The sequence below is a fragment of the Actinoplanes sp. NPDC020271 genome, assembly GCF_044388125.1.
GTDB lineage: Bacteria > Actinomycetota > Actinomycetes > Mycobacteriales > Micromonosporaceae > Actinoplanes.
Map to the genome: position 1 here is coordinate 277,550 of NZ_JBIRWQ010000006.1, position 21,389 is coordinate 298,938.

Genomic DNA, 21,389 nt, shown 5'->3' on the forward strand with positions numbered 1-21,389 from the left:
TGGGGGATGGGGATGGGGGTTACCTGCATCAGTGGCCGGCCGGCGACAAAAGGTTGCTCGCATCGAAGAACAAAAATGAGAGTCCCCGTCTCCCCGGGTCGTCGGCCGTGCGGCCCGCTCAGTCGGACCAGAAGACCTCGACCCGGGAAGCGTCGTCCCGATCGATGACGCACGGGAACTTGTCCGTGCCGGCACCGACCCGGCCGGCCTCGATCGAGTTCAGCGAGTCGCGGATCGTCGCCTCGTACGCGGCACCGTCCTCGGGGTGCACCTGAAGTCTGAACTCGTAGACCGTGTTCTCGTTGAGCACCGATCCGGTGTCCTGAACCGACAGCACGTCCGCGCTGCAGGTGCGACCGCCGCGGATCTGTTCATCGCTCAGGTGATCGATACCCATCGCCTTGTAGGCAAGCCAGAAGGCGCCGCCCATGAATCCGAGAAATGCGATAAAAATGACACCGAACATAATGGGGAACCGCTGGAACCGCTTCGTACTCGACTGCGACACCGATATCGACCCTTCGCCTCAACCTCGACGGCCGTAGCGTAGGTGACCGGTCAACATGTTTCTGTACCGCAGCCGAACGTATCGCGACGGGCAGGAAAACGGCTCGGATTTTCATCCGGATTCCATTGTTCGCGGGGTATGGCAGCACTTCCTGGGCCTGCTGCGGCAGGGGCGGCAACTGCCCGGGCGGCTCCGGAGGCACCAGGCCTGGATCGTCGGCGGCATGCCCCGCACGCGGCGGCCCGGCATCGCGGAACTGATGATCGCCGTGAGTTCGCCGCGTGACGATGACGCGTGATGGGCACCCGCGACACCGTGCCGATCCACGGCGGCGCCGGCTCGTTGCACGGCCCGGATGGTGGTCTCGTCGAGGAGCGCAATTGCGGTGACGGTGGCCTCGACGTCAGGTAGCGGCCGCGAGCTCAGCCCGCGAGGGCGGCGGCGAGCTCTTCAGGAAGCGGCCGGCGTCGGCGCCGGTGGGCAGGTCAGGCGCCGAGTGGTAACGGCTCTGCACGGTTCGTGTCGTTACAACTACGGTCATCCCGGGTACCGGCCTGACTCGTTGCCCACACCGGGGCCGCGGAAGCTTGGAGGCCAGTCCTGTCCACGATCCACCCTGTCCGGAATGCGATCCGGCGGCGAAGCCGTTCAGCAACGACGCGGCTCAGGCAAGCAGCGGTGCCGGCCGGCGAGGCGATCCTGGCCGCCGTCCTGGCCTGGGTCGTCGCCGCGCACGTCATCGGCCATCCCGCGCCGGTCTTCGCCCCGTCGGCCGCGCTGGTCGTGCTGGCCGAGGCGCGGGGGCGCCGGCTGCGGCAGAGCATCGAGATCGTGCTCGGCGTCGCGGCCGGTGTGCTGGTCGCCGACCTGGGCGTGCAGGCCCTCGGGCCGGGAACCGTCACGATCGCTGTCGTGCTGCTGCTGACCGTCGGTCCGATGATCGCCTTCGGGGCCAGCACCACGCTGATCGTGCAGGCGGCGATCTCGGCGATCTACCTGGTCGCGGTGGCCGAACCGAGGATCGACGTGATGCAGTGGCGCTGCCTCGACGCGCTGATCGGTGGCGCGCTCGCGCTCGCGGTCAGCCAGCTCGTCGTCGCCCGCAATCCGCTCGCTCCGTTGGTGCGCGAGGCCCAGCGGACCTTCACCGGCCTGGCCGGCCTGCTCGACACGGTCGATGAGGCGCTGCGCGACGGTGACCGCAGCGCCGCGGACGACGCCTTGCGCCGGGCCCGCGCGGCCCGCACCAGGGTGGAGCGGCTGCAGACCGAGGTGCTGGCGGCCGGCGAGGCGGTCGGACTGCGGGTCGGCCGGCGGCGGTACGTGCACCAGGTACGACAGGTCGAAGCGACCGCCGCCGAGCTGGACCGCGTCGTGGACAACATCTGGGTGCTGGCGCGCAACGCTGTCACCCTCATCAGGCTGGACGTGCCGGTGCCGGTCGAGCTCGGCCGGGCGTTCGGGGCGCTGAGCGCGGCGATCCGGGCCGCGGGCGAGGCCCTGGCCACCGACCTCACCGGCACCGACGATCCGCAGCAGCACGCCGGTCTGGCCGATCACACCGCCCTGGAGGCGGTGCGGATCGCCGCGAAACTTCTGGAGTCCGAGCCGGCCCTGCCCCTGACAATGATCATCGGGCAGATCCGGGCCACCGCCATCGACCTGCTGCGCGGTGTGGGACACGATGACGACGTCCTCGATCGGGTGGACGAGGCGGTCGGGCTCACCGTGCCCTGACCCGGAGAGCCTTTCGTCGGACGTCCGGGGCAGCATCTACCGCTTGGCCGTGTCGGGCGTGTTCTCGGACAGGTTGATGCGCTGTGTCGGCACGCTGCGGGCCGCCGCCTCGGCGTCGAGCTGCCAGAGCAGCGCTTTCGGGATCTCCCGGGTGATGTCGCCGGCGTGCCGGGGCCCGGGTAGGAGCCCGGCCGGAGCGGCGACCACGAACGGGCGGTCGGCCACCGTCGGGTCGGCCAGCCGGGGGCCCAGCCGCCAGATGACGATCGGCATCGCGCACACCAGCAGGCTGGTGCAGGGCCAGAGCAGGGCCGCGCCGCTGGCGTAGTGCCGGACGAACGATACGGCGACGGCGACGAGCAGCACGGCGCACCACCCGAGGTGGTTGCGGAATGTCCGCAGGCCGTCCTGGCTGCTGCTGGCCCCTTTGGGCGTGACCACGAACTTGGCCGGGCGGCGCAGGATCGTGCTGACCAGCTGACCCGCGTACAACGGGGCGGCGATGATCGACATGAGCATGCCGGTCAGGCCCCATGAGTCCGGGGGTTCGTAAGGGCTGACGTTGTACCGGCGGTTGTGGATGTAGAGCCACAGCGAGAACGCGGTCGCGTCGGTGTACAGCGCCAGCCAGGTCTGTGGGGCGATGGTCATGCCGGTGACGCCCAGGCCCAGGAACAGGACGGCGTTGAGGATGCCGAGCAGCCAGCCGATCGCCATCGACGGGTAGAACGTGGTGATCAGTGTGTAGTGCAGCATCGCCGGTGGGGACAATTTGAAGAGCCTTTTCCAGTACGTACTGGAAAGGATCTCGAAGGTGCCTCGTGACCAGCGTCGCTGTTGGCTGAAATAGTCACTCCAACTGGTCGGCCCCTCACCCGCGGACAACACGTCGGGGGTGTAGACGGACTTCCAGCGGTTGCCGGTGGCCGGGTTGCGACTGGTGTGCAGGCTCAGGCCGGTGGCCATGTCCTCGGTGATGGAGTCGCTGAGCCCGCCGATGCTGCGGAGCGCGGCGATGCGCATGGCGTTGTTCGTGCCGACCAGCATCGGTGTGCCGTAAAGGTTGGCGGCACGCTGGATGACGCTGTGGAACGGGAACTGCTGCGATTCGGCGGCCCGGGTGACGAATTCGGTGCTGTTCTTGTAGCACTGCGGGCCGACGGCGTAGGCGACGTCGGGATCCCGGAAGTATCCGAGGATGCGTTCGGCGAAGTTGGCCAGCGGCACATGATCCGGGTCGACCGAGAGCAACACGTCGTACCGGTCGCCGTGTTTGTCGATCCAGGCGTTGTAGTTGCCGTGCTTGGTCTTGGCCCGGAACGCGCCGACCGGCTGGTTGTACTTCTCGATGCCCTTGCGCGAGAAGTGCCGGACCCCGATCTCGGCGCAGACCGCTTTGACCTCGTCGTCGTCGCCCTCGTCGAGCAGCCAGATCTCGAACGGGCCGTCGTGCCGGATCCGGGTGGCCGCACGCAGCGTGTCGCGGACCACGTCGATCGGTTCCTTGCTGGGCACGATCGTGGTCAGGAACGCGACGCGCATCGCCGGGTCGGGAACGACCGGGATCGGGTCGCGGGCGGCGATCGAGGCCAGCGACAGTGAGATCACGTTGACCAGCCGCAGCAGTTCGACCACGGCGATGAAGCCGATGACGGCGAGGTTGGCGATGCGGGCGGCCTCGGCGGCCGGCCCGAGATAGGTCGGGCCGATGTGGTCGGGTCGCAGGAGCCAGGCAAAGAAGAAGATCTCGAAGAAGACATTGAGTACGGCGATGAACAGCGCTTTCGCGTGCCGCCACCGTCCGTCGACCTTGCGCTGGTTGCGGAACTGGACCCGGTACGGCTGGTCGGCCGGCGGGACGGTCAGTGGTCCGGCGAGGCGGCTGAAGTGCTCCAGTCGCTCCCACGAACCGTGGGGCGGTGACTCGGGTGACGGCACCAGGATCCTTTCCTCAACATGCGTGCCGCCCCGAACGTCGGCCGTGGGCGGATCGCCGCGCCACCGTAGGCAGTTCGGCTCACCGGCCACAGCGGACAAGCGGCGTTGTGAAGGCTTATGCCCGCTTTGGGTCACCCGTCGGGAGTACTCCATTACGCTGGCTTTCTTCCGGATACCGGGGCTGAAGGGGAGCATGTGGGGACGAAGAACCGACGTCGGTGGTGGCGGCTGACCGCGGCGGGCGCAGCCGCCGTCACGCTCGGAGCGGCCGGGTGCGGCCGCGACGAGCCGGAGCCCCGTCCGCGCCCGGCCGAGTCGGCCGCGACCGCACCGGCGCCCATGGCGCCCGCTCGCTCCGGCAACCCCCTGGCCGGCGGCAACCCGCTGGCCGGAAAGATCCTCTACACCGATCCGGACGGGGATGCCGCCGCGCAGATCCGGCAGTGGGCGGCGCAGGGCCGGCACGGCGACGCGCGGACCCTGGCCAAGATCGCGGAGCAGCCCATCGCCACCTGGGTGACCGCGGGCCCGCAGCCGGTGCGCGAGCGGGTCGCGACGCTGGTCACCGCGGCCGCCGCGAGCAACCGGGTGCCGGTCCTGGTGATCTACCACATCCCGCAACGCGACTGCGGCAGCTACAGCGCCGGCGGGGCCGGGACGGCGGCCGAGTACCGGGGCTGGATCCGCGAGGTCGCCGCCGGCATCGAGCACCGCCCGGCCGTGGTCGTGCTGGAACCCGACGCGGTCCCGCACCTGGTCGACGGGTGCACCGCGGACGACGGGCAGCGCGCGGCGCTGCTGCGGGACGCGATCGCCGTGCTCAAGGCGACCGGCTCGGCCACGGTGTACCTGGATGCCGGCAACCCGGGCTGGATCACCGACACCGACCGGCTGGCCGGCGCTCTGAAGCGGGCCGGGATCGGCCAGGCCGACGGCTTCGCGCTCAACGTGTCGAACTTCGTCACCACCGACGAGAACGTCGCCTACGGCACCGAGGTGTCCGATGCGCTCGGCGGCAAAACCCATTTCGTGATCGACACCAGCCGCAACGGGGCCGGCGCGGTCGACGACACCGAGATCGACGGCGGGCCGCGCTGGTGCAATCCTCCGGGCCGCGCGCTCGGGCCGGCGCCGACCACGGACACCGGCCGGCCCCGGGTCGACGCCTTCCTGTGGGTCAAGAACCCGGGGGACTCCGACGGGGCCTGCCGCCCCGGCGAGCCGGCCGCCGGGGCGTGGTGGCCCGATTACGCCCTGGACCTCGCCGGCCGGTCGGCTTGAGCGGGTGCGCGGGTCACGACACCATCACCCAGTGGGCGACCGAGGGAACGCCGTTGCGGTCGACCGCGAACAGCATGTACGGGCCGGGTGGCAGCAGGGTGCGCTTCGACGGGACGGTGATGGCGATGCCGGTCGCGCCGGCGGTGAAGTCCACGGCCACCGAGCGCTGGTCGACGTTGAGCATGTGGGTGGCCGCGCCCGGCCGGATCAGCCGTACCGATGCGATGTCGGCCGGCGCCGAGGTGGTGAACGTGGCCTTGCCGCCGTAGGTGAGCGCCGACGGCCCGCCGGTGACGGCCGGGCGCTCGCCGCGGAACAGGTAGGGCGGGGTGTAGACCTCGAGGCGCTGCTCGAACGAGCCGGCGATGGTGTTCTTCTTGTCGGCGTAGAGCGGGTCGGAACCCGAGGTCAGGATCCGGCCGTCCGGCAGCAGCAGTGCCGAGCTGTGGTAGTTGCGGCCCACGGCCGGGTCGGCCGCCTCCGACAGCGTGTTGGTGTCCGGGTGATAGATCCGGGCGATGTGGTTGTCGCTGGCCCCGCGACCCCGGTAGTCGCGGGCGCCGTTGGTGATCAGCGTGGTGTCGTCGGGCAGGGTGACCAGATTGGGGTACCGGGTGCCCTCGGGCAGGTCGGGGCCGGGCCGGAACCGGGGCGCCGGGCCGCCCAGGTCGACCAGGTCGATGCGGCTGGTGGCCTTGTCGGACTCGCCGACACCGCCGCCTCCGACGACCATCACGCTCTGCTTCTGCACCGGACCGGACCAGGCCGACATGCTGGTCTCGAGCTGGTCGGCGTCGCGGATGCCGGGGACGGGGCGGAAGCTGTTGTCGGTCAGGTTCCACAGGCCCGGGTCGCGACCCTTGTCGGCCGGCCCGTAACCGGAGTTGGAACCGGTGTAGAACAGCACGCCCGGCTGGGCGGTCTGGAACAGGGTGGGGTAGGTCGGGAAGTAACGGTTGAGATCCTTGCGTACCGTCCAGGCCTTGGTCTTGGGGTCGAAGATCTCGTTCTGCGAACCGTCGACCACCTGACCGCCGCCGTCGAGACCGGAAACCGCCAGTACGGAACCGTCGGGCAGACCGGTCAGGGTCGGGTACCAGCGCTTCTCGTGCATGTCGGCGACCCGCTGGTACCGCTCGGTGACGGGGTCGAACTCGTACGTCTCCTTGCGCCCCTGATAGTCCTGCTTCTCCATGCTGATCTTCTCGGCCAGCCCGTAGATGTTCTGCACGTCGGCGCCGGTCAGCGCGTCGATGCGGTACTGCCCGCGCTGGGTGGTGGCGTAGCGGGCCCCGGCGTCGGCGGCGTCGACCCAGACCGTCGTGGTCGCGGCCGTCACCGTCACCTTGCCGCCCTTGACGCTCTTGGTCGCGGCCGGGACGGTGAACTCGGCCGCGGCCAGGTAGCGGTGACCGTTGTCGGCCACGAACACGGTGCCCTTGGGGAAGCTGCGCGGCTTGTCGGGCGACTCGTTCTTGACCGTCATGACGCCACCCGCGTGGGTGACGTCCGGTTCCAGCACTTCGTAGCGCAGCGTGCCCCCGGCGACCAGGAGTTTGCCGTCGGGCAGGAACGTGTGCCCGGCGCAGAACAGGTCGGTGGGCGTCGGCACCAGCGTGGCCTTGCCACTGACCGGGTCGAACACCAGGGTCTTGAAGGTGCCGGCCTTGAACTGCTCGAGCTTGTTGCCGGAGCCGGCGATCAGCAGGATCCGGCCGGACGGCAGCAGCGCCGCGTGGATGGCGTTGACGCGCAGGCCGGCGGGCAGTTCCACGGTCTGCCAGAAACCGTGCGTGGTCTTGTACGGCATGCTGTTGACCAGCCGTTCGTGCTCCCATCTGTGATACGCCGACCAGACCGGTGGCACGTTGACGAGGGTTACTGCGGTCAGGGCCAGCATGGGCACCAGAGCTTTGCGGACGAACCAGTTGCCGGTGGAGCGAGTCACGGCGGGAGACCTCTCGAGTGGGCGACCCGGAGAACGGTAGAAGCCCTACTATGTAGGTATCAATCCCTCGATAGTGGACAGTCTTCGGCGCGCCGCGTTGCGGCGAGCTGCCGGCGAATGTATCGGCGCTGTATGCCCGCTCCCTAGCCTGACGTGCTGTCATCATCGGCATTCAGGAAGGCAGCTCAGGTGAGATTACGCACGGTCCTGGCGAGTCTGGCCGCGGTCGTCATGGGTGGGGCCCTCCTCGCCCCGCCTGCCGCTTCGGCGGCGGCTACCACCGCGACGATCGAGGATTCCGCGCAGGGCACGGGGGTCGGGCAGGTCGAGTTCTCGTCCGGCTGGAGCAAGTGCACGACCAACTGTGGGCTGGCCTCGGACAACAGCTTCCGGTGGACGTCGACGGCGGGCTCGAAGCTGACGATCCGCTACACCGGGCAGCAGATCACGCTCTACGGCGTGAAGGAGCCGTGGGCCACCATCGCGACCGCGCAGATCGACGGGAACGCGGCCACCGATGTCGACTTCTACGCCGCGACCTCGTCCGACGAGACGGTCGAGGTCTTCCGATCGGCAACCCTTCCGCAGGGTACGCACACGCTGGTGCTCACCATGACGGACCGGCGTAACCCGGCGTCGGCCGGTGGGTCGTCGATCACCTTCGACAGTGCGGTCGTCACGGGCGACGACACCCCGGTCGTCCCGGCCGAGACCGTTGTCGAGGACACCGCGACCGGCACGACCGACGGCAAGGCCGAGTTCTCGTCCGGCTGGAGCAAGTGCACGACGAATTGCGCCCTGGCCTCGGACAACAGCTTCCGGTGGACCTCCACCGCCGGCGCGTCGGTGAAGGTGCGGTTCACCGGTACGCAGATCACGGTCTTCGGTCTGAAGGAGCCGTGGTCGAACATCGCGACGGCGAAGATCGACAGCAACGCGGCGACGGACGTGGACTACTACGCGGCCACGGCCACCACCGAGACGGTCGACGTCTACACGTCGCCGGTCCTCACGCAGGGCTCGCACACGCTGACGCTGACCATGACCGACCGGCGTAACCCGGCCTCGGGCGGAGGTTCCTCGATCACCTTCGACAGCGCCCTGGTCGTCGGCAACGGCGGCGCCACCGAGCCGCCGGCCGGCCGCGACCACCGCTCCGGCCTGCCCTGGTCCGACGGCGGCTGGTTCAGCCACAACGGATCCCAGGCCAAGGCGTTCGGTGATTGGCGCGGCGCCCCGGTCGACAACATCGAGGCGTTCACCGACCGGGCCAACTGGGACAAGCAGCTGAACTCCTGGTGGGGCGACCTCAGCCTCACCGGGTCGGGCTTCCAGAAGGCGACCGACGACTTCATCCTCGCCGTGCCGCTGTGGACCGATGACGGGGACGAAGGCACGGACGACCAGTGGACGACATTGGCGCGGAAGATCGCCTCGTTCGACCCCGACGGCTACGTGCGCCTCGGCTGGGAGATGAACTGCTGCTTCTCGTACGCCCGGGACCGCGACGAGTGGCGCCGGCAGTACTCACGCGCGGTCGACCTGATCCGCGCGGCCGCCCCCGGCCTCAAGATCGTGTTCAACCCGAACGAGGGCGTGAGCAACAACGACACGATCGCCGACCCCCGGACGCTGTTCGTGGACGGCAAGGCGGACGTCATCGCGATCGACGCCTACGACTGGTGGGAGCCTTACACCAGTGACTACAACGTGCGCGGCGTCGACGGCGACGGCGACGGCGTCGGACACTTCAACAAGGCGTACGGCTGGGACTTCTGGTACGACTTCGCCCAGTCCAAGGGTCTGCCGTTCGCCCTCGCCGAGTACGGCGTGATCTCCGCGAACGTCGCCTCCAACCACTCGGGCGCGGACAACCCCACGTACCTGACGTACGTCTACAACTGGCTGTCGGCGAAGAACACGGCCAAGCCCGGCTCGATCGAGTTCGTGTCCTACTTCAACGACACCGACGCGAAAGGCTGGAAGTCGAGCGTCTACCCGACGACGACGAACCCCAAGGCCGCCGCCCGGTACAAGGCGATCATCACCTCGCTGAAGAACTGATGGCTTCCCGTAACAACGACCGCGTCTGCTCCGCGGCGTTGACGAGTCCCATCTCGCGGTAGCCGGCCTCGGCCGCGGTCAGCAACGGGACCGCGGCCGCGGGCCGGCCCTTGATCAGCTCGATCCGCCCGGCTGCGCGCCGGGCGGACGCGACACCCCAGCGGTGTCCGGCCGCCAGGGCCCTCGCGAGGCACTGCTCCGCAAGGGCCCGGGCATGCTCGACCGAGCCGAGCTCCAGGTAGACGTTCGCCAGCACGATCTCGGCGACGGTCAGCTGCATCTGGTCGCGCAACTCGGCGTACGTGTGCACTGCGGCCCGTGCGTGCCGGGCCGCGACGGCGGGCAGCTGCCGGCGCCGGTAATCCTCGGCCAGGAACGTGTGCGCCTCCGCGCCGCCCCAGGTGTCGTGCGCGGCCTCGAAGATCTCCAGCGCCCGGTGCAGGGCAGCGGACTCCTCCTCCGGCGTGGAGCTGATCGGCCGGCGGAACGCGAGGTGCACATAGCCCGGTGTCGGTGTGCCGTCGAGCACGGCAACCTGCCGGACCGCCCGGTCGTACGCCGCCAGGGCCTCCGGCAACCGGCCCAGCTGCTGCGCGGCCACGGACCAGCCCAGCGCGGCCCCGGCCATGCCCGCGGCGTCACCGAGTTCGTCGTACAGGTGATAGGCCCGGCGCAGATGCGGCAGGGCCGTGGCGTTGTCGTCACGGAAGCGTTGGAGGCTGCCCACGCTGAGCGCCAGCAGAGCCGCCGTCGCCGGGGTCAGCTCCGCGCCGGCCGGGATCGCCTCGTGCGTGGCGGCCCAGTCGTCGACCCGCCCGCGCAGCACACAGAAGTTGACTGTCGCCGTGGCCAGCCGCGCCGCCAGGTCCACGTGACCGTGCCGGATCAGCAGCGGGATCAGCGCCCGGATGCCCTCCAGCTCCGTCTCGAACCACTCCACGGGAGCGGCCGAGGCCTCCACCACAGCTGTGGTGGGGGCGGGCAGCGCCATCGGCCGGCCGGGCAGCCGCCGGTTCGCGGAGAGGGCCGCGGCCAGGTACACCCGTCCGGCCGCGGCGACGAGTTCCTCGGCCGGTGGTCCGGCCTGCTCGCTCGCGGAGAGCCGCACCAGGTCGTGCATGGCGTAGCGCTCGTCGCCGGTACGGCTCAGCACCTGCGCCTCGCAGAGCTGTTCGGCGAGGTGGTGGGCTCCCGGCTCGCCGATGCCGAGAAGGGCCGCGGGCAGCCACGGCGAGAACGTCCGCATCGGCAGGATGCTCATCATCCGCAGCAGGGACAGGGCTTCGGGGCGCAACCGGCGGTAGCTGAGGGCGAGGCTGGCCCGCAGGTCGATGTCGCCCACGGTGAGCCGGTCGAGGCGCTGATGCTCGTCGGACAGCCGCGCCGCCAGCCGGGCCAGGGAGAGGGCCGGCCACGCCGCCGAGCGGACGCCGACCGCACGGATGCCCAGCGGCAGGCCCCCGCACAGCTCGGCCAGCGCGGCGGCGGCCTCGGGCTCGGCTGCGACGGCGTCCCGCCCGGCGATCCGGTCCAGCAGCGCCACCCCGGCCGCGGTGTCGAGCGGCCGTAGCTCCATCAGATGGGCACCCGGCACGGTCAGCACCGCCCGGCTCGTCACCAGCAGCGCGCTTCCCGGCCCCGGCATCAGCTGCCGCACCTGTTCCGCGTCCACCGCGTCGTCGGCCACGATCAACACCCGTCGTCCGGCCAGGAGCGATCTGAGCTGCGCGGCTCGCTCCACCCCCGCAGGAGCCAAACCCTCTTGCGGTACGCCGAGAGCGCGCAGAAACCCGCCGAGCACCCGGCTCGGCGGCACCGGGGTGCCGTCCGACTCCTGCAAGCCGGCGTAGAGGCACCCGTCCGGGAAGGAGCCGGCGACCTCGTGGCCGACGCGGACCGCGAGGGTGCTCTTGCCCGTGCCCGCCATGCCGGTCAGCACCGCGGTCAGTCCCGCTCCCGGCACCGGCTCCCGGTGGCGCAGCAGCCGCTTCAGGTGCTCGATCTCCGCCTCGCGACCCACGAAGTCCGCCACTGAGGGCGGCAGCTGGAACGGCACCCCCAGCCGACTGTGCTCCCCGGCCAGCAGCCGGTCGTCGTGGCGCAGCACGGCCCGATGCAGCGCCGCCAGCTCGGGGCCGGGATCGATGCCCAGCTCCGCGGCGAGCGCCGCCCGTGCCTCCTGGTAGGCGGCCAGCGCGCCGGCGGGGTCACCGCTCTGATAGATGGCCAGCACCAGCAGGCTGCGCAGGCGTTCCCGCAGCGGATGCTCGCGTACCGTGGCCCGGAGCAGCGTCCGGGCGGCACCCGTGTCCCCGGCGCGCAGCAGCAGCTCGCAGTAGGTCTCGACGGCCGCGAGATAGTCGTCCTGGGCGGCGGCGGCGCGTGCTTGCAGCACCGGTCCGATCGGTTCACCCTCGAACGGCTGCCCCCGCCACAGGCTCAGGGCCTGCCCCAGCCGGTCGCGTGCCTCAGCGGGCCGGTCGGCCGCCCGCGCCCGGCCGGCCGCGACCAGCGCGGAGAACTCGGCGAGGTCGAGCTCGCCGGCCGCGACGGCGAACCGGTAGCCGCCCGGCTCGGCCTCGATCCGGCCGGGCAGCAGCCGCCGCAGTTGTGAGATGTAGGTCCGCACGTTCGCCAGGGCCGAGGCCGGCGGTCGCTGTGCCCACACCTCGTCGATCACGTTGTCCAGTGAGACGACCCGGCCGCCGCTGGTCAGCAGCAGCAGAGCCACCAGGCGCGGCTTGGCCGCCATGCGAACCGGGCCGGCCCCGGACCGGAGTTCGGTCGGGCCGAGTACCCGGAACAGCATTCGTCCCTCTTCCCGCGGCCGCCATGATGATCAGTCCATTCTCGATCATTCCGGCGGCCGTGGGCTCAAGGGGAGTGCCAACTCACACGTCGCTGCGATCCCGCGGGCGCGTCATGAACAGGTGCCCGGGCCGGCGAAGACCCAGCGCAGCTTCATCTTGCGGAAGACGATCGAGCGGTGCGAGGTCGCGCTGGCGTCCGTGTCCTCGTTCACCTCGACCAGGGCGCCGATGGTGAGGTCGGCGGTCTTGGCGATGCTGGAGTAGCCACCCTCCTTGACCGCGAGGCTGCCCAGGCCCGACCAGCCTGGCGCCGTGTGCGACGGCAGGGGCGCGTCGTTGAGAGAGCGGTAGCAGGGCCAGGTCTTGCCCTCGTCGTTGCTGATCTTCACCTCCATCTTCGTCCGGCTGATGGTGCTCGCGGAGTTGAGGAAGACAATGCGGGCGGGGGAGCTGAGGTTGTAGCGCATCGTGGAACCCTCGGCCGGAGGGTCCAGCAGGCGGTTGTCCGGCGCGTACGTGTCGAAGCCGTCCTCGATCGTGCCGCGGCTGACCCAACGGCGCTGGGTCGAGGGCACGTCGCGGTCCCAGTAGGCGCCGGTGGCCCGGTCGTTGCGGTAGAGCCGGCCGTCGGTGAGCTCCAGCACCGTGCCCTCGCTGGTGCCCTCCATCGGGTTCCCGGTGCCCTTCTCGGTGATGACCTGGGCCTTCCATGTCACGCCGTGATCGTCGCTGTAGATGTTGCGGTTGATGGCGGGGATCACCAACCGGCCCGCGTGCTCGCCGCCGGCGATTTGGATCCCCACGCCGGGCCCCACGGCGTCCCAGGCCCGGACGGTGCCGTTGCCGAGGGTCCTGGGCTTGACCGCATCGCTGATGTCGACCGGCGTGGCCCAGCTCACCCCGTCGTCGTCGCTGGAGGTCACGTAGACGCGGCGCTGGTCCCACTCGGTGATCTCGGTTGTCCCGGACAGGCCGTGCTGGCTGTAACCGGCCGGGTTCCACGACATGAACAGCCAGATCTTGCTGTTGCTCTGGTCCACCACCGCGGTCGGGTTGCCCCAGGTGCCGGAGCCCGCGCCGACCACCTCACTCAGCGCCGACCAGCTGGCACCGTTGTCGGTCGAGCGCTTGTAGACCAGGTTGATGTTGCCCCAGTCGGAGTTGTCCGCCGCGCGCCCCTCGGCGAAGGCGAGCAGCGTGTGCTTGGTGGTCTGCACCAGCGAGGGAATGCGGAACGAGTGGTAGGTGATGCCGTTGAGGACCTCACTACCACCACCGTCGAAGAGCAGTCTCTCTGTATGGTCGTCCTCCGCGGCACCTGCCGGTGCCGGTGGGATGACGGTGGCGACCCCGGCCGCCAGCAGCGAGACGGCCGCCACGATCGCAGTACTGCGCCGTCCCAGCTTCCGGATTCGACGAAGAGAACCTGCCGTCGGCACTGACAATGTCATCCCTCCCGTAACGGTGTCCACGAAGGACGCCGGTCGACTCATGATCGACTCGGGTAACTGTATGGACGCCGCATGGCCGGCTCAAGTGCCACCGGGCCCGGGCCCCGGACGCGGGTCCTGATACCGGTCGCAGCCGACGGCCGTCGTCCTTTCGGAAGGCGGCGGTCGCCTCGGCGGCCGACGAGCGGGCGGACGCCGGCGACGGGGAGCGGACCGTCTGAACGGCAAGCGTTGCGCTCGGACGGGTCGGCGTCAGCCGGCGGACTTGCGCTGGCCGTGGATGCGGATCAGGCCCTCGATGCCGCGGAGGAAGGTCTCGACCGCCAGGGCGGGGTCGGCCAGGCAGCCGGCGGCCATGGCACCGTCGCGGAGCATGACGAAGTGACGCGCGGCTGCGTCCGGCGAATCCTCGGCGACCTGCGTCATCAGCGTGGTGAGGGTGTCCAGGAACCACTGCCGGTGGGCGATGATCTGCTGGTGGACGGGGTGGCCGGCGTCGGGGAACTCCGCGGCGGCGTTGAGGAAGGCGCAGCCGCGGAATCCCGGACGCTGGATGCCCGCGGCGATGGTGTTCGCGATGGCCAGAAGTGAGCCGGTCGCCGTCGTGTTGGCGGCGATGGCCGCGGTGACGGCGTCGCGATCCATCTGGTGCACTTCCTGCAGGTAGCTGACCACGAGGTCGTCCTTGCCGGGGAAGTGGCGGTAGAAGGTCGCCCGGGTGATCTTGGCCTCGGCGATGATCCGGTCGACCCCGACGGCGTGGATGCCGTCGGCGTAGAAGATCTCGATGGCCGTGGTGAGAAGCCGTTGCCGTGCCTCGGAAGGCCGGGCCTTGGAGGGTGGGGTGTCGGCTACGCCACGCGTCATCCACCCATCTTAGCGGATAGAACGTTCGGTCTTAAGGCTGTGGCCGACAGTCGGCGCACCCAGCACCGCCGCGCCTCGACGCTGATCTGACGCTACCGGAGACGCCGCCACTGGCACGGCCGCACCACCGTCCGGCGGCGGCGCTTTCGCCGCCCGGCACCGTGGGCGACCGGCTCGGGAGCTGGAAGGTCTGCTGACGAAGGCTCGGCCGCGTCGTGTGCCCTGTCGTCCCATCGCGATATGACCCATCAGGGATGAAAAGTTTTATCAGCGAGAGAAGACAACCATATAGATTGATGCAAATTGATGTACGTGCGTCGGCTCCCGAACCTTCCCCGATGGAGGGTCAGCCCGGGGGCGTCGATGGCCGGGAAAGGAAACCACGTGCGCATCTCTCGACCTTCGCTCTGGGCAGTGTGCCTCGCTGTCGGGGCGGCCGTTCCGGCGGCCGCCACCGTCGGGGTGGGCGCGGCGGCAGCCGCCGGTAACGCCGGTCTCACGGCGACCGTCCAGATCGGCCAGGTGACCGGCAACGCCCTCGACGTGCGTGTCACGATGCGGAACACCGGGTCGTCGGCGGTCGACGTGCTCTCCCGGGACCTGCCGCAGGCCCGCGAGACCAAGGCCGTCCTGGCCGTGACCAGAGACGGTGTCCCGGTCCCGTACCGGGGCAAGGTGGTCAAGTCGGCGGCCGAATACACCCACATTCCCGCCGGTGGCACCTACGCCGTGACCGTGAATCTGGCGGGCGACTACGACCTGTCGCGGCCGGGGACGATCGCCGTCGGGCTGGCATCGACCCAGGTGCGTTCCCTGGCCGGGGCGAAGACGCTCCGGGTCGACGCCGGTCGCGCGACCGTTCGCACCGGCACCGGCATCCGGGCCGCCGCCGGCCCGGCCGCTGCCGCGCCGACGACCACCGAGCAGGTGAAGGTCGCCGCCGCCCGTGCCGCGGTCACCATCACCTACCGTGGTTGCACGACGAGTGAGAAGACCGCGCTGGCGACCGCCGTCACCAACGCCGCGACGTACTCGCAGAAGTCCCAGACCTGGCTCGCGGCGAACCCGTCCGGTGGGGGCGCCTACACCACCTGGTTCGGTACCTACAGTTCGTCGCGGTTCTCGCGGGTGACCTCGGCCTACAGCAAGATCACCAACGAGCTGACCAGCAAGACCGTAACGCTCGACTGCACCAGCGACGAGGACTACTACGCCTACGTCTACCCGGATGACCCGTACGTCATCTACCTCTGCAACGCGTTCTGGACGGCGCCGGCCACCGGTACCGACTCGAAGGCCGGAACCCTGATCCACGAGTCGAGCCACTTCACCGTCAACGGCGGGACCGACGACCACGCGTACGGCCAGACCGCGGCGAAGCAGCTCGCCGCGTCGAACCCCGGCAACGCCGTCGACAATGCCGACAACTACGAGTACTTCGCCGAGAGCCGCTGACCGACGATCGGCACAAAGCAGTTCCTACCGATTCTGTAGGCAATTGGTCGACTGCACGAAGAGTCCGGGAGCGCCGTCCGAGTGAACTCACTCGGACGGCGTTGTCGTGTGCGCGGGCCGATCGGGCGAAACCGGTCGCCGATCAGGCCGACCCGGCAGAACGCTTGTTCTCGCGTCGGTCATGCTCGCCTTCAAGCGGGATAGAACGTTCGGTCTTGACACGGCGATTGTCGCTCGCCATGCTCTGCTCGACAGAACGTTCGATCTCCTGAGAATTCGACCGAAGGGGTCACCGTGACCACCACCGCTGCTTCGCCCGGCATCGCCGCGACCGCGTCCGCGCTGCGCCGGCTGTACTTCGTCCGCTTCGCGTTCGCCATCGTGTGGGCCGTCGTGGCGACGACGACCGCGAAGGAGATCGACCCGTTGACGGTGACCCTGTTCGTGCTCTACCCGCTCTTCGACGTCGGCGCCGCCGTCTACGACCTGCGCTCGTCGCGGACCACCAACTCGCCGGCCCTGCTCTCTGTGAACATCGCGGTCAGCCTGCTCACCGCTGTCGGACTGGGGGCCGCGGCCACGTCCGGCATCCCGGCGATGCTGCGCGTGTGGGGCGCCTGGGCCGTCCTGGCCGGCCTGGTCCAGCTGATCGTGGCGATCCCGCGCCGCAAGATGGGCGGCCAGTGGCCGATGATCGTCAGTGGCGGGATCTCGGTGCTCGCCGGTGGCTCGTTCATCGCCGGTGCCTCCGCGGACAACCCGGCGCTGACCAACGCGGCCGGCTACGCCGTGCCGGGCGCCGTCTTCTTCCTGATCGCCGCTCTGCGTCTCGGTCGTGCGGCCAAGGGCAACTGAAACTGCCGCCCGGCGTCTTGCCGCGCAGCCAAGGGCAGCTGGCCTGACTCCGGCACCGGCCGGTCGGGAGGGCAGGTCGCTGACGCGCTGCCTGCCGGGACCCGGCAGGCGGCGGTGGCTACGCCGGTTGAATCGACCGGCGTCGCCCCGTCGCGTGCTCGCGGCGGGGCGAAGTCGTCGTGACCGGACCGCGCGTCCTCAGCGTCCCCGGCTTCCTCACCTTGCTCGGCTTCCTCACCTTTCTCACCTTCCTCACCTTCCTCACCTTGCTCGGCCGACGAGCCGGCGCAACGCCCAGCGAGCGACGGGCAGGTAGCTCAGCACCACAGGGGCCGGACCGTCGACGGTCAGCCCGGTCCGGGTGCCGGCGTCCACCGACTCGACGGTGTGTCGCAGCACCAGCCGCAGCCCGGCCACCGACACGGCCCACGACCAGCTGCGGACTGGTCCGGTCGGATCGACGGCCAGCACCCGGAAGCGGACGCGGAGACCGGCCGGGCCGTGCACGACCCCGCCGGTGCCCGGGCGCAGCGTCTCGCCGGGATAGTCCACCGCCCGGATCTGTGGCGACCACTGCGGCCAGCGTTGCGGACGCACGTAGCTCTCCCACACGGCGTCCGCGGCGCGCGGGCCGCGGACTTGGATGTGGCGACGTGTGGCGGGCCGGCGCAGCTCCATGACTCCGGATTCCCTCCACCGTTCGAACCAATCCACCGGTCGGAGCAGGCCGTTCACGCCGGGCAGCCGGGCCGTCCTGCCCTCGAGGAACGCCCGTCGGCAGACGTTTCTCAGTGATCCACGTGAGGTGGCCCGGTGGATCCGTGCGGGCGGGCAGGTCGCGGCTACTTCGCCGTGGCGAGCGCGGCGAGCACCGGGCCCGCGTCCCAGCCCAGACCGAGCCCCCGGTCGTCGAGTTCCTCGGGGACCTCGGGATGGTCGCGGTTGATCCGGATCAGCCGGGCGTTCGGATATCCCACGGCCAGCCGTTCCATCGGCCGCCGCACCACGGTCGGGGTGTTGTAGCCGGTGCCGATGTCCAGGACCACGATGTGCTCGTCGGACGGCAGGTCGCGCAGCCACTGCTGCATCCGGCGGCCGGTCGGGAGGTACGGGTCGACGATGAACTCCGGTCCCTTGCGCACGTTGAGGAACACCTCGCCGCCGCAGCGTGGACAGGCGGGGATCGCCGCCGGGTCGGTGACCTGACCGGACTCGGGGTCGTAGGCGTCCAGGGCGGCCTCGACGATCGGTTCACTGTCCCAGGTCTCGCGGCTGCACGGGATCTCGCACTGGTAGCGCGCGTAGTCGCCCTGCGGCGTGAACACCCGCTCTGCGTCGAAGCCGTTGCGGGCGAACAATCCGTCGACGTTGCTGGAGAGTACGTAGTGGTCGCGGTCGCCGGCCAGCGTGCGAAGGTTCTGGTAGACCGGGTGCCGCCCGAGGCCGAACCGGATGTCGGCGACGTGCGTGGCCCAGTAACCCCACATCAGCGGTGGCGGCAGCCGGCGGCCGATGAGCTGATAGCGGGCGCGCAGCCCTCGGCGGTGCATGGCCGGGAACAGTTCCTCGAACCGCCGGGTGTCGGTGTAGTCGAACCCGGCCGCCGCGGACAGGCCGGCCCCGGCGCCGATGACGATCCGGTCCGCCTCGGCCAGCCACTGACGGGCCTGGTCCAGTGATGCTTGGTTCACAGCGCTTCCTCATAAACAGCCAGGTCGTCGGGGGAGAAGGCGTCGAAGACGACCCGATCCAGCACTCCGGGGTGCTCGTCCAGCCACGCGGCGGTGGTGTCCAGGGCGATCCGGGCGGCCGGCGCTTTCGGGAAGCCGAACAGGCCGGTGCTGATCGAGCAGAACGCGACGGTGCGGATGTCGCCCACCTCCGCGGCAAGATCCAGGCAGGAGCGGTACGACGAGGCGAGCGCCGCCGCGTGCCCGGCGCTCAGCGACCCGTCGACGATCGGGCCGACGGTGTGCAGCACGTACCGGGCGGGCAGGTGATAGCCGCGGGTGACCTTCGCACCGCCGGTCGGTTCGGGGCCGCCCTGCGCCGACATGATCGTGTGGCAGTCCTCGCGCAGCCGGGGGCCGGCCACCGCGTGGATCACGTTGTCGACGCAGCGGTGGCTGGGCTGGAAACAGCCGAGCAGGGCGCTGTTGGCGGCGTTCACGATCGCGTCGGCGCGCAGTGTGGTGATGTCCCCGCGCCACAGCACCCGCGTCCCGTCGGCGGTCGGCAGGGTGCGCACGTCGACGGTGGGACGCAGCGATCGTTCGCCGCCGAGCAGGGCGTCCAGCGGACGCTGCCCGGACGGCATGAGAGCGCCGGGCTCGCGGACGGTCAGCATCGAGCGCAGCGTCTGCCGGTCCCGGGTCCGATCTCCGGTGATCTCGGCGATCAACTCCTCGAACCGTTCGGGCGGTGCTGGATCGGCCGTTGGCCGGAACGGCCGATCCAGGTCGATGAGCTGCCGATAGTCGTCAAGTACCAAGGTCGGCAAGGAGGTCTCCAGGCGCGGCTGGTGGTCCGAGACCGGGCAGGCCTCGGGCCACGGGAGATGTTCCGGGCCCCGGGCCGCGAGCGATCAGAACAGGCCGTTGTCGTGCGGCAGGTCCGTCTTGATCTCCGGTGTGATGTCCCAGTGCTCGACGATCTTGCCGTTCTCCACCCGGAACAGGTCGTAGAAGGCGGTCGGCGTCGGCCCGAACGAGCCCTCCGAGACGGTCACCACGAAGTTGCCCTCGGCGATGACCTTGTGCACCGTGTGGTAGACCATGGTCACGCCCTGCTCGGCGAGCGCGGTCAGGGCGGCGCCCAGGCCGTCGAGGTTGTCACCGATGCCCACGTTGTGCTGCGCGTACGACTCGGCGCTCAGGTAGTCGGTCAGGCTGCTGACGTCCCCGCCCTTGAGCACGTTCTCGACGAAGCCCTTGACCAGCGCCCGGTTGGCGTCGGTCCGGTCCAGGCCGGTGACCTCGATCGGGCCGTCGGTCTGCGAGCGGCCGGATACGGTCTTCTCCACCACCGGGGTCAGCGCGTCCCAGTGTTCGGCCAGCTTGCCGTCCTCGACCCGGAAGATGTCGAACGCGACGAGCGGGTCCGGGCCGAAGCCGTGGTACGTGCCGTGCAGCGCGACCAGGTCGCCGTCGGCGATCACCCGGTGCAGGTCGTAGCTGAAGCCGTCGGGAAGGCTCGCCACCAGGCCACGCAGACCCTCGGGGCCGTCCGGGGCCAGAGAGCTGTGCTGCTTGTAGGTCGGCGCCACCCAGCGGTCGACGGCCGACGGGTCCTTGTCACCGAACAGCTGTCCCGCGGCTGACAGAACGGTCTCTTTGGCGGTCATCGACGATCGCTTCCCCTCATGGTCATGTCCGAGATGAGCTTGCTGGTCAAAGGTAGGGGCGCCAGAACGGGCCGAGGGGGTACGGTGGCGACTCGTGATGGTAAAAAACCGACACACCCGAGCCGGAGACATCCGGGATCTGGACTTCTCGGCGCCCGCCGGGATCCCGGACGAGGTCGAGGTGATGAGCCTGCGGCAACTACGCTCGCGCACCGGCCGCACGGGCCTCGGCACACCCCAGCGGCCGACCTTCCACCACCTGCTCACCCTGGAGCGCGGCGCACTGCACCACACCGTCGATTTCACCGGGTACGACCTGGTCCCCGGGGCGTGGCTGTGGGTGCGCCCCGGGCAGGTCCAGCAGTGGGGCGACCTCAGCGACGTCGACGGCACCCTGATCCTGTTCGAGCCGGCGTTCCTCGAACCGTCCACCGCGATCAGCGCCGGGCTCGACGACCCGCACGCGCCCACCCGCTACACCTTCGCCGGCGCGGATCAGCAGCGGCTGTCGGTCGCCACCCGCCACCTCGCCGGTGTATTCGCCGGCCCCGGCTCGCTGCCGTTGGAGGTGCGGCGGACCATGCTGCGGCACCTGCTGGCCGTCCTGGTCCTGCAACTGGCCCATCTGGGTGCCGACACGGTCGGCCCGACGCCCGGATCCGACGACACCTTCCAGCGCTTCCGCGACGCGCTCGAACGCAGTTTCACCCGTGTCCACAAGCTCGACGACTACGCCCGATCGCTCGGCTACTCCGCCCGCACCCTGTCCCGGGCGACGCAGGCCGCGGCCGGGGTCAACGGCAAGGAGTTCATCGACCAGCGCATCATCCTGGAGGCCAAGCGGCTGCTCGCGCACAGCGGCCACACCGCCGCTCAGGTCGCCGCTCGCCTCGGCTTCGTCAGCGCCACCAACTTCAGCAAGTACTTTCACGCGCGTACGGGCCTGACCCCGATCGCCTTCCGCGCCGGCCTGACTGCGGCGGCGAGGTCCGGTCAGACGGTCCGGGAAAGATGAGCGACCCGGGCGGCCAGGATTTCGTGTGGCCCGATTCGAGGCCGTTTCTCCGACCCCGATCGGTGGGGCAACGACGGGTTGCCTTTTGACAACAGGGTGTCGCGGGTACGTTGGTCA

17 protein-coding genes are annotated in these 21,389 nt (G+C 70.1%); 7 read left to right on the forward strand and 10 right to left on the reverse strand.

The features are described from left to right. Nucleotides 1-118 precede the first annotated feature (118 nt). Nucleotides 119-430 carry a hypothetical protein gene (locus tag ACH442_RS16370; RefSeq protein WP_396338830.1) on the reverse strand — a complete coding sequence of 104 codons (312 nt, stop codon included), beginning with the start codon at nt 428-430 and terminating at the stop codon, nt 119-121. Nucleotides 431-563: 133 nt separating this feature from the next. Between ACH442_RS16370 and ACH442_RS16375 the strand changes: the two genes are divergently transcribed. Beyond that, nucleotides 564-806: a hypothetical protein gene (locus ACH442_RS16375; protein WP_396338831.1), complete on the forward strand. Its 243-nt coding sequence runs from the start codon at nt 564-566 to the stop codon at nt 804-806. Between the two features lie 380 nt (nt 807-1,186). Beyond that, nucleotides 1,187-2,245, forward strand: coding sequence for an aromatic acid exporter family protein (locus ACH442_RS16380; RefSeq protein ID WP_396338832.1), 1,059 nt, complete (start codon nt 1,187-1,189; stop codon nt 2,243-2,245). 36 nt (nt 2,246-2,281) lie between these two features. Here ACH442_RS16380 and ACH442_RS16385 read toward each other — a convergent pair whose 3' ends face one another. Next, the gene (locus tag ACH442_RS16385; protein WP_396338833.1) at nt 2,282-4,183 is read right to left on the reverse strand and encodes a glycosyltransferase family 2 protein; all 1,902 of its coding nucleotides are present in this window, start codon (nt 4,181-4,183) and stop codon (nt 2,282-2,284) included. A 195-nt stretch (nt 4,184-4,378) separates the two neighbouring features. Here ACH442_RS16385 and ACH442_RS16390 point away from each other — a divergent pair, with 195 nt between their 5' ends. Further along, a complete protein-coding gene (locus ACH442_RS16390; protein ID WP_396338834.1) occupies nt 4,379-5,464 on the forward strand; it encodes a glycoside hydrolase family 6 protein in 1,086 nt (361 codons plus the stop codon). A 13-nt stretch (nt 5,465-5,477) separates the two neighbouring features. Here ACH442_RS16390 and ACH442_RS16395 read toward each other — a convergent pair whose 3' ends face one another. Then, the gene (locus ACH442_RS16395; protein ID WP_396338835.1) at nt 5,478-7,412 is read right to left on the reverse strand and encodes a galactose oxidase-like domain-containing protein; all 1,935 of its coding nucleotides are present in this window, start codon (nt 7,410-7,412) and stop codon (nt 5,478-5,480) included. A 189-nt stretch (nt 7,413-7,601) separates the two neighbouring features. On the opposite strand from ACH442_RS16395, the gene ACH442_RS16400 reads away from it, so the two are divergent. Next, the gene (locus tag ACH442_RS16400) at nt 7,602-9,476 is read left to right on the forward strand and encodes a hypothetical protein (protein WP_396338836.1); all 1,875 of its coding nucleotides are present in this window, start codon (nt 7,602-7,604) and stop codon (nt 9,474-9,476) included. Here the strand turns inward: ACH442_RS16400 and ACH442_RS16405 are convergent. The 3 genes from ACH442_RS16405 to ACH442_RS16415 form a co-directional block, all read right to left on the reverse strand. After that, a complete protein-coding gene (locus ACH442_RS16405) occupies nt 9,457-12,285 on the reverse strand; it encodes a BTAD domain-containing putative transcriptional regulator (RefSeq protein ID WP_396338837.1) in 2,829 nt (942 codons plus the stop codon). The two genes, ACH442_RS16400 and ACH442_RS16405, sit on opposite strands and share 20 nt — an antisense overlap. Nucleotides 12,286-12,396: 111 nt before the next feature. Beyond that, the gene (locus ACH442_RS16410; RefSeq protein WP_396338838.1) at nt 12,397-13,665 is read right to left on the reverse strand and encodes an exo-alpha-sialidase; all 1,269 of its coding nucleotides are present in this window, start codon (nt 13,663-13,665) and stop codon (nt 12,397-12,399) included. A 324-nt stretch (nt 13,666-13,989) separates the two neighbouring features. Further along, the gene (locus tag ACH442_RS16415) at nt 13,990-14,604 is read right to left on the reverse strand and encodes a TetR/AcrR family transcriptional regulator (RefSeq protein WP_396338839.1); all 615 of its coding nucleotides are present in this window, start codon (nt 14,602-14,604) and stop codon (nt 13,990-13,992) included. 384 nt (nt 14,605-14,988) lie between these two features. On the opposite strand from ACH442_RS16415, the gene ACH442_RS16420 reads away from it, so the two are divergent. After that, entirely contained in the window at nt 14,989-16,059 is a 1,071-nt protein-coding gene (locus tag ACH442_RS16420; protein ID WP_396338840.1) for a M35 family metallo-endopeptidase, read from the forward strand. A gap of 294 nt (nt 16,060-16,353) precedes the next feature. Continuing rightward, nucleotides 16,354-16,914: a hypothetical protein gene (locus ACH442_RS16425; RefSeq protein WP_396338841.1), complete on the forward strand. Its 561-nt coding sequence runs from the start codon at nt 16,354-16,356 to the stop codon at nt 16,912-16,914. 261 nt (nt 16,915-17,175) lie between these two features. Here ACH442_RS16425 and ACH442_RS16430 read toward each other — a convergent pair whose 3' ends face one another. From ACH442_RS16430 to ACH442_RS16445, 4 genes are all read right to left on the reverse strand, one after another. After that, nucleotides 17,176-17,592 carry an SRPBCC family protein gene (locus tag ACH442_RS16430; RefSeq protein WP_396338842.1) on the reverse strand — a complete coding sequence of 139 codons (417 nt, stop codon included), beginning with the start codon at nt 17,590-17,592 and terminating at the stop codon, nt 17,176-17,178. Between the two features lie 164 nt (nt 17,593-17,756). After that, a complete protein-coding gene (locus tag ACH442_RS16435) occupies nt 17,757-18,605 on the reverse strand; it encodes an NAD-dependent protein deacetylase of SIR2 family (protein WP_396338843.1) in 849 nt (282 codons plus the stop codon). Beyond that, nucleotides 18,602-19,414: a protein-ADP-ribose hydrolase gene (locus tag ACH442_RS16440; RefSeq protein ID WP_396338844.1), complete on the reverse strand. Its 813-nt coding sequence runs from the start codon at nt 19,412-19,414 to the stop codon at nt 18,602-18,604. Before ACH442_RS16440 ends, ACH442_RS16435 begins: the two co-directional genes overlap by 4 nt. Nucleotides 19,415-19,498: 84 nt before the next feature. Then, the gene (locus ACH442_RS16445) at nt 19,499-20,257 is read right to left on the reverse strand and encodes a nuclear transport factor 2 family protein (RefSeq protein ID WP_396338845.1); all 759 of its coding nucleotides are present in this window, start codon (nt 20,255-20,257) and stop codon (nt 19,499-19,501) included. Between the two features lie 97 nt (nt 20,258-20,354). Between ACH442_RS16445 and ACH442_RS16450 the strand changes: the two genes are divergently transcribed. Further along, nucleotides 20,355-21,272 carry a helix-turn-helix domain-containing protein gene (locus ACH442_RS16450; protein ID WP_396339014.1) on the forward strand — a complete coding sequence of 306 codons (918 nt, stop codon included), beginning with the start codon at nt 20,355-20,357 and terminating at the stop codon, nt 21,270-21,272. Nucleotides 21,273-21,389: the final 117 nt, after the last annotated feature.

Bases quoted from the DNA above. Each gene is read 5' to 3' on its own strand.
- ACH442_RS16370 (WP_396338830.1), bottom strand. From the start codon at position 430: ATGGGCGGCGCCTTCTGGCTTGCCTACAAGGCGATGGGTATCGATCAC.
- ACH442_RS16375 (WP_396338831.1), top strand. From the start codon at position 564: ATGTTTCTGTACCGCAGCCGAACGTATCGCGACGGGCAGGAAAACGGC.
- ACH442_RS16405 (WP_396338837.1), bottom strand. From the start codon at position 12,285: ATGCTGTTCCGGGTACTCGGCCCGACCGAACTCCGGTCCGGGGCCGGC.
- ACH442_RS16415 (WP_396338839.1), bottom strand. From the start codon at position 14,604: ATGACGCGTGGCGTAGCCGACACCCCACCCTCCAAGGCCCGGCCTTCC.
- ACH442_RS16430 (WP_396338842.1), bottom strand. From the start codon at position 17,592: ATGGAGCTGCGCCGGCCCGCCACACGTCGCCACATCCAAGTCCGCGGC.
- ACH442_RS16445 (WP_396338845.1), bottom strand. From the start codon at position 20,257: ATGACCGCCAAAGAGACCGTTCTGTCAGCCGCGGGACAGCTGTTCGGT.
- ACH442_RS16450 (WP_396339014.1), top strand. From the start codon at position 20,355: ATGGTAAAAAACCGACACACCCGAGCCGGAGACATCCGGGATCTGGAC.